The 16,992-nt window shown below is 60.1% G+C and carries 12 protein-coding genes; 9 read left to right on the top strand and 3 right to left on the bottom strand.

Features of this window, described 5'->3' with window-relative positions; genetic code table 11:
* Nucleotides 1-7: 7 nt before the first annotated feature.
* Nucleotides 8-1,273, bottom strand: coding sequence for an extracellular solute-binding protein (locus ACIQUH_RS12910; protein ID WP_400815530.1), 1,266 nt, complete (start codon nucleotides 1,271-1,273; stop codon nucleotides 8-10).
* 248 nt (nucleotides 1,274-1,521) lie between these two features.
* Here ACIQUH_RS12910 and ACIQUH_RS12905 point away from each other — a divergent pair, with 248 nt between their 5' ends.
* Genes ACIQUH_RS12905 through ACIQUH_RS12895 form a run of 3 tightly spaced genes read left to right on the top strand, consistent with a single transcriptional unit; the run spans nucleotide 1,522 to nucleotide 6,078 of the window.
* Entirely contained in the window at nucleotides 1,522-2,748 is a 1,227-nt protein-coding gene (locus tag ACIQUH_RS12905) for an ROK family protein (protein ID WP_400815528.1), read from the top strand.
* 19 nt (nucleotides 2,749-2,767) lie between these two features.
* On the top strand, nucleotides 2,768-5,170 hold the full coding sequence (locus tag ACIQUH_RS12900) for a PIG-L family deacetylase (protein WP_400815526.1): 2,403 nt from the start codon (nucleotides 2,768-2,770) through the stop codon (nucleotides 5,168-5,170).
* The gene (locus ACIQUH_RS12895) at nucleotides 5,167-6,078 is read left to right on the top strand and encodes a DMT family transporter (RefSeq protein ID WP_400815524.1); all 912 of its coding nucleotides are present in this window, start codon (nucleotides 5,167-5,169) and stop codon (nucleotides 6,076-6,078) included. Before ACIQUH_RS12900 ends, ACIQUH_RS12895 begins: the two co-directional genes overlap by 4 nt.
* A gap of 11 nt (nucleotides 6,079-6,089) precedes the next feature.
* Here ACIQUH_RS12895 and ACIQUH_RS12890 read toward each other — a convergent pair whose 3' ends face one another.
* Together ACIQUH_RS12890 and ACIQUH_RS12885 are read right to left on the bottom strand one after the other, a co-directional pair.
* Nucleotides 6,090-6,557 carry a hypothetical protein gene (locus tag ACIQUH_RS12890; RefSeq protein ID WP_400815522.1) on the bottom strand — a complete coding sequence of 156 codons (468 nt, stop codon included), beginning with the start codon at nucleotides 6,555-6,557 and terminating at the stop codon, nucleotides 6,090-6,092.
* A gap of 74 nt (nucleotides 6,558-6,631) precedes the next feature.
* Nucleotides 6,632-7,525, bottom strand: a complete 894-nt coding sequence (locus ACIQUH_RS12885) for an AraC family ligand binding domain-containing protein (protein ID WP_400815519.1) — start codon at nucleotides 7,523-7,525, stop codon at nucleotides 6,632-6,634.
* Between the two features lie 197 nt (nucleotides 7,526-7,722).
* Here ACIQUH_RS12885 and ACIQUH_RS12880 point away from each other — a divergent pair, with 197 nt between their 5' ends.
* The 6 genes from ACIQUH_RS12880 (at nucleotide 7,723) to ACIQUH_RS12855 (ending at nucleotide 16,746) form a co-directional block, all read left to right on the top strand.
* The gene (locus tag ACIQUH_RS12880; protein WP_400815517.1) at nucleotides 7,723-9,189 is read left to right on the top strand and encodes an alpha-glucosidase/alpha-galactosidase; all 1,467 of its coding nucleotides are present in this window, start codon (nucleotides 7,723-7,725) and stop codon (nucleotides 9,187-9,189) included.
* A 104-nt stretch (nucleotides 9,190-9,293) separates the two neighbouring features.
* Nucleotides 9,294-11,381 (top strand): ABC transporter substrate-binding protein, encoded by a 2,088-nt coding sequence (locus ACIQUH_RS12875; protein ID WP_400815514.1) that lies wholly within the window; start codon nucleotides 9,294-9,296, stop codon nucleotides 11,379-11,381.
* A gap of 143 nt (nucleotides 11,382-11,524) precedes the next feature.
* Nucleotides 11,525-12,532, top strand: a complete 1,008-nt coding sequence (locus tag ACIQUH_RS12870; protein WP_269709190.1) for an ABC transporter permease — start codon at nucleotides 11,525-11,527, stop codon at nucleotides 12,530-12,532.
* A 1-nt stretch (nucleotide 12,533) separates the two neighbouring features.
* A complete protein-coding gene (locus tag ACIQUH_RS12865) occupies nucleotides 12,534-13,670 on the top strand; it encodes an ABC transporter permease (protein WP_400815511.1) in 1,137 nt (378 codons plus the stop codon).
* Nucleotides 13,671-13,682: 12 nt separating this feature from the next.
* Nucleotides 13,683-15,350, top strand: coding sequence for an ABC transporter ATP-binding protein (locus tag ACIQUH_RS12860; RefSeq protein ID WP_400815508.1), 1,668 nt, complete (start codon nucleotides 13,683-13,685; stop codon nucleotides 15,348-15,350).
* A 22-nt stretch (nucleotides 15,351-15,372) separates the two neighbouring features.
* Nucleotides 15,373-16,746, top strand: a complete 1,374-nt coding sequence (locus ACIQUH_RS12855; RefSeq protein WP_400815506.1) for an alpha-glucosidase/alpha-galactosidase — start codon at nucleotides 15,373-15,375, stop codon at nucleotides 16,744-16,746.
* The last annotated feature ends 246 nt before the right edge of the window (nucleotides 16,747-16,992 follow it).

The following is a 16,992-nucleotide window of genomic DNA, read 5'->3' as shown; positions in this document are numbered from 1 at the left end:
CTTGATGTTAAGGTTTCGCCGCGTCGATGATTTCCTGCTCGGCTTCGGCTGCCTGCTTGATGGAATCTTCGACCGACTGGCCCTCGAGCAGCACCCGGTTGGTCATGTCGATGGCGTTCTGCCGCTGGGCGGCTTCATCCATGAACAGCGTCGTATGGGCATATTCCAGCCCCTTCAGGAACGGTGCGTAGATCGGGTCCTTCAGGTTTGCTTCGGTCAGCGCCGCGGAGCGCCGTGCCGGCAGTTCGCCCACCGTCTTCAGCCAGATCGCCATGGCTTCCGGCGAAGAGATATAGGCGAGAAACTTCTTCGACGCCTCAAGCTCTTCACCCGTCGTCTTGGCGCTGATGCCGTTGGCGAAATAGCTCGCATAGTTGGAGCGGATGTTCTTGTCATTGGTGGGAAGCTCGGTCACGCCCCACTCGAAATCCTTGATGGTGCGGAACGAACCCAGCCGGAAAGTGCCGTCGATGGTCATGCCGGCCTTGCCGGCGCGGAAGGCGGCCTGGCCCTCATCCATGAAACCCACCTGGCCGATCTTCTTTTCAAGCTGCAGGCTGGTATAGAATTTCAGAGCCTGAATACCCGGCTCGCTATTGTAGGTCACTTTCTGGTCATTGTCGGTATAGGGCTCGCCGCCATATTGGCGGATGAGCACTTCACGCCACCACTGGTGATCCTGGCCGCCCATATCGAGCGTGGAGCCGGCGACCGTCAGGTTTCCGGCGGCATCATGCTTGGCGATCTTTTCCGCTGCGGCAACGAATTCATCGAGCGTCTTCGGCGGATTGGCGGCGTCAAGGCCCGCTTCGGTGAAGAGCTTCTTGTTGTAGAAGAGCGCCAGCGAACGAACCGCCGTCGGCAGGCCGTAATAATCGTCGCCGCGCTTCATGGCGCTGACGATTGGGAAGAATTCGCTTTCGATCTTGTCATGCGGGAAAGCATCAGCCGGCAACGGCTGCAAAATTCCGCCGGCCGCGAACTTGTCCAGCCAGCCATAGAACAGCTGCATCACATCAGGGCCCTTGCCGGAAAGATTGGCGGCGATGACGCGCGTCTGGTAATCGGCGTAAGGGAAGGTCACCTGCTTGACGGTGATGTCAGGATTGGCCTTCTGGAATTCCGCGATCAGCTCGTCCATGGCTTTTACGCGTGTGTCGAAGACATATTGCCAATATTCGATTTCAACCGCCTGCGCGGCGTTGAATGCAAATGTGCTGAAACCGGCGACCAAGCCGGCGAACAGAGTTGCCCTGCGCATGTAACCCTCCATTTCCTCCGTCCGGTCTTCCGGATGCGGAGCGATCGTTCCCTTTATCCGCGCTTTCGCGCGCGCTCATCGACTCGGCCGGCAACGGGATTTTTCGTGTCCCATCCCCCATGCGAGCCTGACCCCCGGTCGTTCTCTACGGTTCTCCGAACACGGGCATTTGTCAATAAGATAATTTACTTGAATTATTATATTGCGCTTATCGTCATTTGGACGTTATGAATTTTCTAAGGGACGGGGAAATTGAAGAGATGACGGTGCACACGGTGGATGCCTATCCCGTAGCAATCGGAAAAAATCCTGAGCGGAGCCGCGAGCATAACAGGCGAGTCGTCCTCGACCTCGTCAGGCGGCACGGTTCGCTCGGCCGCGCCCAGATCGCCAAGATCACCCATCTGACAGCCCAGGCAGTCGCCAACATCGTCGATGAGTTGGTGGGTGAGGAGTTGCTGAAGGAACTCGGCCGCCGCCGCACTGGCAGGGGCCAGCCGCCGATCCAGTTCGCTGTCAATCCGGATGGCGGTGCGACGATCGGCGTGGAAATCGCCGCCGACCATATGGTCACCGTGGGCCTCGATCTGGCAGGCGTGCTGCGCACGCAGCGTGTCGCCCCGCTCAAGGACACGACGCCGGAGGCCATATTCAAGACCTTTGCGGCCGAGCATGCGGCTGTCGCGAAAAATCTCGGTTGCAGACTGCTCGGCACCGGCGTCGTCATGCCAGGTCCCTTCGAGATCGATGGCATGACCTCCGTTGGGCCGACGACCCTCTCCGGCTGGGGCGGCATCGATGCCCGCCAGATGCTGAGCGAGGCCTGTGGCCAGCCGGTCGTGGTGGAGAACGATGCGACAGCTGCCGCCGTTGGCGAGCGCCTGTTCGGTGCGGGGCTGGCGATCCCCAATTTCTGTATGATCTATTTCGGCGTCGGTATTGGTCTTGGCATCATTCAGGATGGCTCGCCCTATCGCGGCGCTTTCGGAAACGCCGGCGAAATCGGTCACGTCACCGTATCGCCGCGGGGCAGGGCCTGCCCTTCCTGCGGGCAGAAAGGCTGCCTGGAAGCCTATGCTTCCGTTTACGTGCTGAAGGAAAAGCTTGGCCATGCCGGTATCGCCGATACGGAACTTGGCGATCTTGAAGCCCTGTTCAAAGCCGGCGATCCGGTCGTGACAGAGTGGATCGACGATGCCGCTGCCCATCTCGCGCCGATGATCGCCATGCTGGAGAACATTCTCGATCCGCAGACGGTCATCCTCGGCGGCGCGCTGCCGGAGGTCATCATCAGCGACATCATTCAGCGCATGGGGGATTTGCCGACTTCGGTCGCAAGCCGGCGGCAGCGGGAACTGCCGCGCGTCATGCACGGCAAATCCGGGCAGTTGACCGCCGCCCTTGGCGCTGCGGCACTGCCGTTGTTCGACATCGTCACACCGAAACTGGAGACATCCCCGGGAGCCGCAGCACAGGCGCCGGGCTGAATATTGGAGGAGACCGCCCATGCTTACCCCCCGCGAACGCATCGAACGGCAGATGGCCGATCCATGGCTCGTTCGCCTGCACCGCAAGCTGAGCGCGCTGAAATCCACCGCCACCGTCATGCATACCGGCGCGCATCCGGATGATGAGCAGAACGGCCTTCTCGCCTATTTTCGCATGGAACTGGGCATGCGGATCATCATCGCCTGTTCGACACGCGGCGAGGGCGGACAGAATGCACTGGGGCCGGAGAGGCTGGGGGCGCTTGGTGTCATTCGCTCGCGGGAACTCGAAGAGGCCGCCCGTGTCATCGATGCCGACATAAGCTGGCTCGGTCACGGACCGGCGGATATGATCCACGATTTCGGCTTCTCCAAGGATGGCGACCAGACCTTCGGCCGCTGGGGGCAGCAGCGCATCGTCGAGCGGCTGGTGCGGGCCTATCGCAAGGAGCGGCCCGATATCGTCATTCCGACATTTCTTGATGTGCCGGGGCAGCACGGGCATCACCGCGCCATGACGCGGGCTGCAAGAAGCGCGATTGCGCTGGCGGCCGATCCTTCCGCTTACCCTGAACATTTCTCCGAGGGGCTGAAGCCCTGGAAGGTGGCGAAGTTCTACCTCCCGGCATGGTCGGGCGGTGGCGATACCTATGATGACGAAGTGCCGCCGCCGGAAACGACGCTGACGATCAATGCGGCCGGCAGGGAGCAGGCAACCGGTGCCGAATATGACCGTATCGGCGAATGGTCGCGTTATTACCATGCCTCGCAGGGAATGGGGCACTGGCCGAAGCGGGCGCAGGAACTCTGGCCGCTTCATCTCGAACTCTCCGCCACAGCCAATCGAGAAGAAGGATCGATCCTCGACAGCCTGCCATCGACGCTTGCCGCCCTTGCCGGCGTTGCGGGGCTTGATGCCGAATCCCAGAAAGCGCTGGTCGAGGCCGAACAGGCCATCATCAGGGCGATTGCGGCCTTTCCCGACACGCGGGAAATCACCAGATCGCTGCTGGATGCCGCAGCCCTTCTGCAAAAGGTGGATGAAGCCGCGGCAAGCGAATTCACGGACTTGCACGGCCACAGGATCACGCGCAAGCGGGCCGAGGTCGATGCTGCCATTCTGACGGCGCTTGATCTTTTCGAGCGGGCCTATGCCGAACCGGCGGAGATCGTTCCGGGCGGGGAAACGTCGCTTTATGTGGAGCTTTCCGACCGGGCATCCGAATTCGATGTCAAGGTCACACCGGTCCTTCCGAACGGAGTGTCGTCGTCCATCAGCTCGCTGGGACAGACGGTTGTCTTTTCTCTCACGGCCGATCAAAGCGCGGCTGTTTCAGGTCTCTATCAGCCGGACTGGAAAGCCGCGGGCGGCAACGGCCATGGTTTCCTACGTGTGGCTGCAAAGCTTGAAGGGCGGGAGGTTTCCGCCTTCTTCGATCTGGAAGAACCGTTTTTCGTTACGCCGGCGCAGTCGCTCACGCTTTCGCCGGATGCTTTTCTCGTTCCGCTGGGACAAGGCCGGGACACACATGTGTTTCAGGCCCTCGTGAAAGGCGCGGATACACCGCTGTCATTCAGGAGCGCCGGCGGCTGGAATGTGCAAAAATCGGGAGATGACTGGATTGCCGAACGCACGGGCGAGGGCGCGGCGGGGCTTGCACAGCTTGAGGCGATTTCCGGTTCGCAGCCGGCCTTTCAGATCACCCCTATCGCTTACCCGCATATTGGCCGGGCGCGGTTTCTCGCGCCATCCGTCATGAAAATCCTGTCGCTGGACCTCAAGCTGCCCAAGGGTGCGCGGATCGGTTATGTCGGCGGCGGTGCGGACCGGGTCGGCTCATGGATGTCGCACATGGGTCTCGATGTCACCGAACTCGACGCGCAGGCGCTCGGCGGCGATCTCTCGTCTTTCACGACAATTATCGTCGGCATATTCGCCTTCGGCATCCGCAGGGATCTCACTGCTGCGACGGAGAAGCTCCATCGCTTTGTCGAAAACGGCGGCCATCTCGTCACGCTCTATCACCGGCCGACCGACGGATGGAACCCGGAGACAACGCCGGTCCGGCGTCTTGAAATCGGCAAACCGTCGCTGCGCTGGCGGGTAACGGACCCGAAGGCGGAGGTGACGGTGCTGTTGCCCGACCATCCGCTGCTTGCCGGGCCCAATGTCATCGATGCCGCCGATTGGGCGGGCTGGGACAAGGAGCGCGGGCTTTATTTCGCATCGCGCTGGGATGATGTCTATGAGCCATTGCTCGCCATGCATGATGTCGACGAGCAGCCGCTGAAGGGCGCGCTGGTCTCGGGCGTTATCGGCAAGGGCCGGCATACCCATACCAGCCTCGTGCTGCATCACCAGATGGACAAGCTTGTACCGGGGGCGTTCCGCCTCATGGCCAATCTTGTACAACCGGCGTGAATGGCCACGGACAAAGTGAGAAACAGGAAAACCCGCGCGAAACCGATACGCGCGCGGGTATCGGCTGGCTGTTACTGGACATGGCGCTTGTTGCGGGAGGAATGACGGCGCTCGTCAAGGCGCAGGGCGTTACCTATCCCGCCTTCCAGCTCGTCTTCATCAGGGCGATGATCGGCCTCATTTTCATCCTGCCTTTGATCTGGCGGCATCGGATGGAGATGCTGCGCGTCAAATATCCCTGGCGCAACCTCTTCCGCATCTGCTGCAACGCCATCGCGCTTACCAGCAATTTCATCGCCATCACCCTGCTGCCGCTTGCCACTGTCAACGCCATCGGCTTTTCCCGACCGCTGGTGACGATGGCGATGGCGGTTGCCTTTCTCGGTGAAAGGGTGAGCCGATATCGCTGGGCCGGAGCCTGTCTTGCCTTTGCCGGCGTGCTCGTCGTCATCGGGCCGGGTGGGGCGGAGTTTAACGCAGGCGTACTTGTTGTCCTTGTGTCAGTGGTGTTCGGCGCACTTGCCGTGATTCAGACCCGGGCGCTGCGGCAGGAAAACACCACGGTCATGATGGTGTTTTATACCGTCGGCCTTGCAGTCATCACTGCCGTTCCGGCGATCTGGACGTGGAAGCCGGTTGCGCCGCTCGACTGGGGTCCGCTGCTGGCCATCGGGCTTCTGGCGCAGATGGGGCAATATTGCTTCCTGCGGGCCTACCGTATCGCCGATGCCAGTGTTCTCGCACCCGTCAGCTATCTCTCGATCCTGTTCGTCACGGCTGTCGGATATTTTCTGTTTGATGAGGTGCCGGAAACCCGCGTCGTGCTCGGCATCGCCATCATCCTCGTTTCGTTGCAGTCCACCGCACTTGTGGAATATGTCCTGAAGACGCTGCGCCGCCGGAAATAACGGAAGCGCCCCTACCTCTGGAATTCCATGACCCTCAGTCGGATCCAGTTCAAGGTCGCGAGTTTGGCGCGATCGTAAAAGGAACGGGCGAAGCGCACATAACGCATGATCCAGGCGAGCCAGGCATAGGTGAGGAGCTTTTCCCTGCCCGCGTGATAGATGCGTTCAACGATCAGGAAGGTTGCAAGATGGGCAAGGATCGTCAGGCCGATCCCGGTCTTTATTGCCCCGTGGGCAATCAGGAGAAGGCCGATGATCTTCATGGGTTCGGCAATGGCGAAGGGCACGGCAAGACAGAGAAGAATGGCGAGACGCGGCAAGCCTGCAATCCGGTTTTCTAGTCGCCTGATGAATGTCAGGCCGGATATGGTCCTGATGACAGGCCGATAAAGCGGCCGGAAAATGCCGTCGAGGATCAGGGCAAATATGATGATTGCCCTGATTGGAAAGACGAGGATCGTGCGGATTTTGCTGTTCACCTCAGCCGGTCTCCAAAAGTGGTTGTACCATCCATCCTTAATCGCCTGAAACGTGGCAAAAGGAAGTTGTTTTTTCAGCTTCCGTCCTGCCGAATGCTCGCATACATGCCGGTGGTGCGAAATTCGCTGGGGTTGGTGCCATAGAGCCTGCGAAAGACCTTGGAAAAATAGTTCGGGTCCTCGAAACCGCACAGTACGGACACTTCCTTGACGGGAATATTCCCGGCCGTGGTCAGCAGTTTTGCCGCCCGCCGCAATCGCCGCTGCAGCACGAATTCAGCCGGCGGCAGGCCTTCGCTCGCGGTGAAGATGCGGGAAAAATGCGCGCGGCTGAGGCCGGCCACCGCCGCAAGATCGCTGACCGAAAGCCGCTCGCCGAGATGGCTGTCTATATAGCTCAACACCTGTTGCAGGGTGCGATATTCACCGCCGAAAGACGGGTGCGAGCCGAAGACATCGTCATAAAGCGTCATCGCCGCCTCATAGGCCACGGCGGAGGCGGCGCCCGGCGTTTCCGCGCCATTGACGAGGCGCGAGCAGCATTCGGCAAGGTGATCGACGGTTTCGGGCTGCAGCTTGAGGATCGGGCCGGTGACGGCGAGGATGTTGCGGTGAATACGCAAGGCCTCCTCGCCATTCATGGAAATCCAGAAGAACTCCCATTCCTTGCCGTCTTCCAGCCAGTAGCGGTGATTGTGCGGGATCAGCAGCAGCAGGGTTTCACCCGGCTTCACCACATAATGGCGGTTCTCGTAACGCAGGTTGCCCTGTCCGCCGATGCAATATTGCAGCACCGTGAAAGGCGTCTGGCCGCGCTTGCGCCCATCCCAGTCATAATTGCCGCCGCGGCGGATTTCATAACCGCTGCTGGTTGGCATGGTGTGCAGCGTCTGGCGGCCGCGCGGCAGCGAGACGGTGCGCATGCCGGGTCCCTGATCGATCAAATCGCGCAGCACAAAATTACCCATGAAAGCATAATCCTTCTCTGGTCCTATCCGTCTTTATACGCATAATCCCGATCCGAGGAGACAGCCAGCGGGATATTGCTGCTGAAAAATTGGGAGGAAGGCCGGTTTTCCGGGCTTCTTACGGGTATTTTTCTGCAGCGCCATTTCACGATCCTTCGGCCCGTTTCACCCGTTCGATTTGCAACAGAGGTGGCGTTATGAGTTTCAAAATCGCTATTATTGGCGCAGGCAGCGTCGGCTTCACGAAAAAACTGTTCACCGATCTCCTGTGCGTGCCGGAGTTTCGCGACATCGAGGTCGCGCTGACGGATATCAGCCAGCACAATCTGGATATGATCAAGGCTATCCTCGAAAAGATCGTCGAGGCCAATGGTTTCCCCGTGAAGGTGACGGCCGATACCAATCGCCGCCGGGCGCTGGAGGGCGCGAAATACATCATCAGCTGCGTGCGGGTCGGCGGTCTGGAGGCCTATGCCGATGATATCCGTATTCCGCTGAAATACGGCATCGACCAATGCGTGGGCGATACGATCTGCGCCGGCGGCATCCTCTATGGCCAGCGCAACATTCCCGTCATTCTGGATTTCTGCAAGGATATCCGCGAAGTCGCGGCACCGGGTGCAAAATTCCTGAACTATGCCAACCCGATGGCCATGAACACCTGGGCGGCCATTGAATATGGCAAGGTGGATACGGTCGGTCTCTGCCACGGCGTGCAGCACGGTGCGGAACAGATCGCCGAAATTCTTGGCGCAAAAAGCGTGTCCGAGCTGGATTACATCTGCTCCGGCATTAACCACCAGACATGGTTCATCGATCTGCGACTCAACGGCCGCAAGATCGGCAAGGAAGATCTGGTCGCCGCCTTCGAGGCGCATCCGGTCTTCTCGCAGCAGGAGAAGCTGCGCATTGATGTGCTCAAGCGCTTCGGCGTCTATTCGACCGAAAGCAACGGCCATCTCTCGGAATATCTGCCGTGGTATCGCAAGCGGCCGGAAGAGATCGCCCGCTGGATCGACATGTCCGACTGGATCCACGGCGAAACCGGCGGCTATCTCCGCCACTCCACCGAAACACGCAACTGGTTCGAAACCGAATTTCCGCAGTTCCTGGCGTCCGCTGCCAAGCCCATCGATCCGGCAAAACGCTCCAACGAACATGCGAGCCATATTCTCGAGGCGCTGGAGACGGGACGTGTCTATCGCGGCCATTTCAACGTCAAGAACAACGGCGTCATCAGCAATCTGCCCGCCGATGCCATTATCGAGTCGCCCGGCTTCGTCGACCGTTTCGGCATCAACATGGTGTCCGGCATCACGCTGCCGGAAGCCTGCGCTGCCACCTGCATGGCCTCCATCAACGTGCAGCGCATGTCGGTGCATGCGGCGGTGAGCGGCGATATCGATCTGCTGAAGCTTGCCGTGCTGCATGACCCGCTGGTCGGCGCCGTCGCGACGCCTGAAGAGGTCTGGCAGATGGTGGACGAGATGGTCGTAGCCCAAGCGCGCTGGCTGCCGCAATATGCCGATGCCGTGCCGGCGGCGAAGGAGCGTCTTGCCAAATCCAGCGTCAAGACCCGCGACTGGGCGGGGGCTGCGCGCCGCAACGTGCGTTCCATCGAGGAATTGCGGGCCGAAAAATCGGCGCTGAAAAAGGCTGTTTGAGGAAAAGCATGGGAACAGGCTGGCGGCGAAAGGGAGTTCGCCGTCCGGTCATAACGATCACAGAGGGTGGGCGCTCGAAGAGCTGCCATTTGGGAGGAATGACGATGTTACTTCAACGCAGGATCGGTATCATCTCGGCACTGGGTCTCGGTGTTTCGATGATCGCACTCAATGCGAATGCCTTCGAGACCACCACGCCGCCCGAGCCGCCGCAATTTCCGGCCGAGGGCAAGATCAATTATGTCGCGCGCGACTCGATCCTCGAATTCAAGGCGCTGCCGAGCTATAGCGAACCCGACTGGATCAGCGAGAAATTCGAAAAGACCGGCAAATTGCCGCCGCTGAAGGAGCGTTTGCCGGAAGAGCCGCTGGTCTACAAGACGGGCAACATGCCAGATGGCGCCGGCGTTTACGGTGACACCATGCGCCATGTGGTCGGCGGCCGGCCGGAGGGCTGGAATTACATTGCCGGCCAGAGCCAGGGTTGGGGCGGCATCGATATCGCCCTTTCCGAATGCCTGACGCGCACCGCGCCGCTTTTCCAGGTGGATGCCAAGGACACCGAACCGCTGCCCAATCTGGCCAAAAGCTGGGAATGGTCCGATGACGGCCACAAGCTGACGATGCATCTGGTTAAAGGTGCCAAGTGGTCGGATGGCGAAGCCTTCAACGCCGATGACGTGATGTTTTATTGGGAAGATGCCGTCGTCGATCCCAATGTCTCCCCGCTCGGCGGCGGTGCGTCGCCCGAGGCTTTCGGTGAGGGAACGACGCTCAAAAAGATCGATGACTACACCGTCGAGTGGACCTTCAAGGCGGCTTTTCCAAAGCAATATCTCTACACCATGGCCTATCCGAGCTTCTGCCCCGGACCGTCGCATATTCTCAAACCCCAGCATCCGAAATATTCCAAGAACACCTATAACCAGTTCAAGAATGCTTTCCCGCCGGAATATATGAACATGCCGGTGATGGGCGCATGGGTGCCGGTCGCCTATCGGCCCGATGATATAATCGTGCTCAGGCGCAATCCCTATTACTGGAAGGTCGATGAAAAGGGCCAGCAGCTGCCCTACCTCAACGAGGTCCATTACAAGCTTTCCACCTGGGCGGATCGCGATGTGCAGGCCGTGGCGGGATCGGGCGATTTCTCCAATCTCGAACAGCCGGAAAACTTCGTCGCTTCGCTGAAGCGTGCGGCAGACCCCAATGCGCCGGCCCGCCTTGCCTTTGGGCCGCGGCTTATCGGTTATAATCTGCAGATGAATTTTTCCGCCAATGGCTGGGGCAATCCGGATGAGCGCGGACAGGCGATCCGCGAACTGAACCGCAACGAGGTATTCCGTCAGGCCGTGACATCGGCCCTCGACCGCAAGGCGATTGGCGACTCGCTGGTGAAGGGGCCGTTCACGGCGATCTATCCGGGCGGTATTTCGTCGGGCACCAGCTTTTATGATCGCGCCTCCACGGTCTATTACCCCTTCAACCTCGAGGCCGCCAAGGCAGCACTTGCCTCTATCGGCCTGAAGGACACCGATGGCGATGGTTTTCTGAATTTCCCCAAGGAAACGCTGGGCGGACGCAACGTCGAAATTACCCTTCTCGTCAATAACGGCTATGCGACGGACAAGAGCCTCGCGGAAGGTCTCGTCGGCCAGATGGCGAAACTCGGCCTGCGCGTTGTCATCAACAGCCTCGATTCCAACCAGCGCGATGCCGCCCATTATGGCGGGCAGTTCGACTGGCTGGTGCGGCGCAACTCCACCGAGCTTTCATCCGTGGTGCAGAATACCGAGCAGCTTGCCCCTGTCGGCCCGCGCACCAGCTGGAACCACCGCTCGCCCGAAGGCAAGGAGCTGGATCTGATGCCGTTCGAGAAGGAGATGGCCGATCTGGTGCGGAAATTCATCTCCTCGCAGGACAACGCCGAACGGGCCGTGCTGATGAAGCAATATCAGAAGGTCTACACGCAGAACCTCTATACGATTGGTCTCACCGAATATCCCGGCGCGCTCATCGTCAACAAGCGCTTCTCGAATGTGCCGCAGGGCACGCCGATCTTCATGTTCAACTGGGCTGAAGACGCCATCATCCGCGAACGCCTGTGGGTCGCGGCCGACAAGCAGGGCAAATACGAACTTTTCCCTGAGCAGCTTCCCGGCAAGCCGGGCGAGGGCGGCCCGATTAACTGAAGCATATCCGGGAAAGGCGGACACCGCTTTTCCTTACGGAAATGCGAAACTTGAAGAACTCCTCCCGGAGAACACCCGGTACCGGTCGCGCGTGAAGCGCGGCCGGAGACACACGGCCCATCCAAACCGAGGAAGACCGTTCGATGCTGAGATTTCTGACGATACGCGTAGCATCCGCCATTCCGGTGCTGTTGATCCTGAGCGTGGTGACTTTCGCCATCATCCAGGCGCCGCCCGGCGATTATGCCGATTACATCCGCTCGCAGCTTATGAACCAGGGCGGCGCGTCCTTCGAACAGGCGGAAGCGCAGGCGCAGGCCTATCGTGTCGAACACGGCCTCGATCAGCCGCTTGTCGTGCAATATTTCAACTGGATCGGCGGCATCGTGACCCGCGGCGATTTCGGTTACAGCTTCTATTACAACAAGCCGGTTGCCGATGTGGTTGGCGAACGCCTGCCGCGCACCATTGCGCTGGCGCTGGTCTGCCATATCTTCGCATCCATCCTCGGCATCGCTTTCGGCATCTGGGCGGCCACACGGCAATATTCCTGGGTCGACAACCTGCTCTCCACCATCGCCTTCCTCGGCATGACAATCCCGCGCTTCCTGATGGCGCTGATCCTCGTCTATCTCATGGTGTTTCATTTCGACGTGTCGGAGATCGGCAGCTTCTTCTCGCCGCAATATGGCGGTGCGCCGTGGTCATGGGGCAAATTCGTCGATCTCGTCAGCCATGTCTGGCCGGTGGTCGCCATCGCCGTCTTCGGTGGGCTGGCCTATAATATGCGGGTGATGCGCGGCAATCTGCTCGATACGCTGAACGCGCAATATGTCGAGACGGCCCGCGCCAAGGGGCTTTCGGAAGGTGCGGTCATCATGCGCCATGCCGTGCCGAATGCCGTACACCCGCTGGTCATGTATCAGGGCGTCGTGCTGCCCTACATGCTGAGTGGCGAAATCGAGACGGCCATCATCTTCGCGCTGCCGACCGTCGGCCCGGCCATTGTCGGCTCCATGGCGGTGGGGGATGTCTATGTCACCGCGACTTTCATGATGGTGTTGGCCGCGACGCTGATCGTCGGCAACATCATCGCCGACATGCTGCTTGCCATGCTTGACCCACGCGTTCGCGAATTCGGGAGGGCCTGAGATGATGGCGTTTGACGAGATGAAAACCGAACCCGCCGCCGCAGCAAAACCCGACCGCTCCGCCCATGGCAACGAGACCTATCTCGCGCTTGTCTGGCGGCGTCTCAGACGCTCCTTCACCGGCATGGTCGGGCTGGTGCTGGTGGTGCTGCTGATCCTGATTGCCGTTTTTGCGGATTTCTTCGCGCCGATGAACCCGCTCGAAACCCATGGCAGCTTTTCGCCGCCGCAGGTGGTTCGGTTCACCGACAAGGACGGCAATATCAGCCTCGCACCGCGCGTCTATGCCATTGCGGAGACTGAAGAGCTTGATCCGATCACCTTCCAGCCCATCGTCGGTCCGGATTACGACAATCCCGTCTATCTTGGCTTCTTCGTGAAGGGTGCGGAATACAGGCTTTTGGGTCTCATTCCGATGAGCCGGCATTTCTTCGGCTCGACGGATGGCCAGCCGGTGCATTTTCTCGGCACCGATAAATTCGGACGTGATGTGCTGTCGCGCGCCATCTATGGCTCGCGCATCTCGCTTGCGATTGCGCTCAGCGTCGTCGCCATCGTCACCGTCATCGGCACCAGCGTCGGGCTGATATCAGGCTATTTCGGCGGCCCGCTGGATGCCTGGGTGCAGCGTTTCGTAGAGGTGGTGCTCGCTTTCCCGCAATTGCCGCTCTACCTCGCGCTGACCTCGCTCATTCCCGTCACCGCACCAACCACCGTGTTCCTCGTCTTCGTCGTCGGTGTCATGTCGGCGCTCGGCTGGGCGCAGATGTCGCGGGAGGTGCGGGGCAAGACGCTGGCGCTGGCGCGTATCGATTACGTCCGGGCAGCTATTGCCGTCGGGGCGACCGACCGGCGTATCATTTTCCAGCATATCCTGCCGAATGTGATGAGCCATGTGATCGTCGCCGTGACGCTGCACATTCCAAGCGTCGTGCTGCTCGAATCCTTCCTCGGTTTCCTCGGCTTTGCGGTGAAGCCGCCGCTCATCTCCTGGGGGCTGATGCTGCAGGATACCGCGACCTATTCCGTCATCGGTTCCTATCCGTGGATTCTCGCACCGGTCGGTTTTGTGCTGGTCACCGTCTTTGCCTTCAACGCGCTCGGCGATGGCCTGCGCGATGCCGTCGATCCCTATTGAGAGGAGCGTAAAATGGTAGCTAGCCAGAACAACACATACGCCCCCGCGATCCGCCTCGATGCCGACAATCGCAACGACGACGCCATCATCGACGCCCGTAATATCGCCGTGAGCTTCAAGGTGGAGCACGGCACTGTCGAAGCGGTGAAGGACATTTCCTTCCAGCTCTACCGGAGCGAGACGATTGCCATCGTCGGCGAATCCGGTTCGGGAAAATCGGTAACGGCGCGCACTGTCATGGGCCTTCTGACGAAGCGGGCTTCCATTTCGAAATCCGCGACCGTGCGGTTCAACGGCGATGACATATTGAAGTTTTCGAGCCGCCAGCGCCGGGCGCTGCGTGGCAACCGCATCTCGATGATCTTTCAGGAGCCGATGAGTTCGCTGAACCCGATCTATACGATTGGTAGCCAGATCGTCGAGGCTATCCGCGTCCACTCGAAACTTAGCAAGAAGCAGGCCGAGGCGAGGGCGCTCGATCTTTTGCGGCAGGTGCAGATACCGGAACCGGAAGCGCGGCTGAAGCAATATCCGCACCAGCTTTCCGGCGGCCAGCGGCAGCGTGTGATGATCGCCATGGCGCTCTCCAACGATCCGGACGTGCTGATTGCCGACGAGCCGACCACCGCGCTCGATGTGACGGTGCAGGCGCAGATCCTCAATCTCATCCGCGACCTGCAGAAAAAGCGCGGCATGGCCGTGGTACTGATCACCCATGACCTGACGATCGTGAAGCAGTTTTCCGATTACGTCTACGTCATGCAGCACGGCGAGATGCGTGAGCACAACACCACGGAAAAGCTCTTCGAAGCGCCGCAGCACCCCTACACAAAGAAGCTGCTCGGCTCTGAACCGCATGGCACGGCGAAACCGCTGCCGGAAAATTCCGGTGTGCTGCTGACTGCGACCGGCGTGCGCGTTTCCTTCATGATGCGTTACGGCGGGTTGTTCAAACCGGAACTGAAAGAACTGATCGCCGTCGACAGCCTCGGCCTGACCCTCAGGCGGCACGAGACGCTGGGGCTCGTTGGTGAATCCGGTTCCGGCAAGACCACTTTCGGGCAATCGCTGCTGCGGCTGAACGAGCCGGTGGGCGGCGAGGTGGTCTTTGACGGGCAGAGGGTCGATGGCCGCTCCCGCGCCGAAATGCGGCCCCTGCGTTCGCGTATGCAGATCGTCTTTCAGGACCCTTTCGCCTCGCTCAATCCGCGCATGACCATCGGCCAGATCATCGAGGAAGGCCTCATCATCAACGGTCTGGGCAAAACCAAGGCCGAAAGACTGGAGCGGGTACGTGATGCGCTGGAGGCGGCGGGCATGCCCGGCAACATCCTCTCACGGTTCCCGCATGAATTTTCCGGCGGTCAGCGCCAGCGCATCGCCATTGCCCGCGCCGTGGCGCTGGAGCCGGAATTCATCCTTCTCGACGAGCCAACCTCGGCGCTCGATCTTTCCGTGCAGGCGCAGATCATCGATCTGCTGCGCAAGCTGCAGGATGAGCGAGGCCTGAGCTACCTGTTCATCTCGCATGACCTGAAGGTGGTGCGCGCACTCTGCCACCGCGTCATCGTCATGCAAAGCGGCAGGATCGTCGAGGAAGGCCCTGTCGAGGACGTTCTTAGTCACCCAAAAACCGAATATACTCAGCGGCTTGTACGAGCCGCCTTCGAAATCGCTTGAATGCCAAATGCCGGAGGTAGAAATGGCAAGAGATCCCAAGATCGCATTTATCGGCGCAGGTTCCACTGTTTTCATGAAGAACATCATCGGTGATGTGCTGCAGCGTCCGGCGCTTTCCGGCGCCACCATTGCGCTGATGGATATCAATCGTGAAAGGCTGGAAGAAAGCGCCATCGTCGTCAACAAGCTGATTTCGACATTGGGCGCGAAGGCGAAGGCCGAGACCTATACCGACCAGAAGAAGGCGCTTGCCGGCGCTGATTTCGTCGTCGTCGCTTTCCAGATCGGCGGTTATGAGCCCTGCACGGTCACCGATTTCGAGGTGCCGCGCAAATATGGCCTGCGCCAGACCATTGCCGATACGCTGGGTGTCGGCGGCATCATGCGCGGCCTTCGCACCGTGCCGCATCTGTGGAAGATCTGCGAGGACATGCTGGCCGTCTGCCCCAAAGCCATCATGCTGCAATATGTGAACCCGATGGCGATCAACACCTGGGCGATTGCCGAGAAATACCCGACGATCCGGCAGGTGGGACTTTGCCATTCCGTGCAGGGCACGGCCATGGAACTCGCCCATGATCTCGATATTCCCTATGAGGAAATCCGCTATCGTTCGGCCGGCATCAACCACATGGCGTTTTTCCTGGAGTTCGAGCACCGCCAGCCCGACGGCAGCTACAGGAACCTTTATCCCGATCTCGTGCGCGGTTACCGCGAAGGCCGTGCGCCAAAACCCGGCTGGAACCCGCGCTGCCCCAACAAGGTGCGTTACGAGATGCTGACGCGGCTCGGTTATTTCGTCACCGAAAGTTCGGAACATTTCGCCGAATATACGCCCTATTTCATCAAGGAAGGGCGCGAGGACCTGATCGAGAAATTCGGCATTCCGCTCGATGAATATCCCAAGCGCTGCATCGAACAGATCGAGCGCTGGAAGGGGCAGGCGGCGGCCTATCGCTCGGCGGAGAAAATCGAGGTCAAGCAGTCCAAGGAATATGCCTCCTCCATCATCAACTCGGTCTGGACCGGTGAACCCTCCGTCATCTACGGCAACCAGCGCAACAATGGCTGCATCACCTCGCTGCCATCTGATTGCGCGGCGGAAGTGCCCTGCCTCGTCGACCATAACGGCGTGCAGCCCACCTTCATCGGGCAATTGCCGCCGCAGCTCACCGCCCTGATGCGCACCAACATCAACGTGCAGGAACTGACGGTGCGGGCGCTGATCACCGAAAACCGCGAGCATATCTTCCATGCGGCGATGATGGACCCGCATACGGCGGCGGAGCTGGACCTCGATCAGATATGGTCGCTGGTGGATGACCTGTTGCTGGCCCATCGCGACTGGCTGCCGGAGTGGACGCAAGCGGAGGTGAAGCGTGCGCGGGCGGTGTAAGGCTTGACAGTCACGGGCACGTGCGAGGCCGCGGTTCAGTCTGCGGCCTCGCTGCCCGGGGTGCCGTGCAGGTCTTCGCCTTCGTCATGCCGGACTTGATCCGGCATCCAGTCACGGCGCGTCTGCGACGTAAAAGGACTCTCTCGTGATCAAAGACTTGATCACGCTGGACCCCGGATCAAGTCCGGGGTAACGAATACTGATTGCGCGGTCTCGCCATACCCAACGGTTCCGGAGGTTTCGCAA

The organism is Agrobacterium sp. NPDC090283 (genome assembly GCF_044769685.1).
GTDB lineage: Bacteria > Pseudomonadota > Alphaproteobacteria > Rhizobiales > Rhizobiaceae > Agrobacterium.
Note: the sequence above shows the minus strand (reverse complement) of the source record. Positions and strands in the feature narration are given on the sequence as shown.

Coding starts and splice junctions, on each gene's coding strand:
- ACIQUH_RS12870 (WP_269709190.1), top strand. CDS start 11,525: ATGCTGAGATTTCTGACGATACGCGTAGCATCCGCCATTCCGGTGCTG.
- ACIQUH_RS12885 (WP_400815519.1), bottom strand. CDS start 7,525: ATGGGTAATTTTGTGCTGCGCGATTTGATCGATCAGGGACCCGGCATG.
- ACIQUH_RS12880 (WP_400815517.1), top strand. CDS start 7,723: ATGAGTTTCAAAATCGCTATTATTGGCGCAGGCAGCGTCGGCTTCACG.
- ACIQUH_RS12865 (WP_400815511.1), top strand. CDS start 12,534: ATGATGGCGTTTGACGAGATGAAAACCGAACCCGCCGCCGCAGCAAAA.
- ACIQUH_RS12875 (WP_400815514.1), top strand. CDS start 9,294: ATGTTACTTCAACGCAGGATCGGTATCATCTCGGCACTGGGTCTCGGT.
- ACIQUH_RS12910 (WP_400815530.1), bottom strand. CDS start 1,273: ATGGAGGGTTACATGCGCAGGGCAACTCTGTTCGCCGGCTTGGTCGCC.
- ACIQUH_RS12900 (WP_400815526.1), top strand. CDS start 2,768: ATGCTTACCCCCCGCGAACGCATCGAACGGCAGATGGCCGATCCATGG.
- ACIQUH_RS12855 (WP_400815506.1), top strand. CDS start 15,373: ATGGCAAGAGATCCCAAGATCGCATTTATCGGCGCAGGTTCCACTGTT.
- ACIQUH_RS12860 (WP_400815508.1), top strand. CDS start 13,683: ATGGTAGCTAGCCAGAACAACACATACGCCCCCGCGATCCGCCTCGAT.
- ACIQUH_RS12905 (WP_400815528.1), top strand. CDS start 1,522: ATGACGGTGCACACGGTGGATGCCTATCCCGTAGCAATCGGAAAAAAT.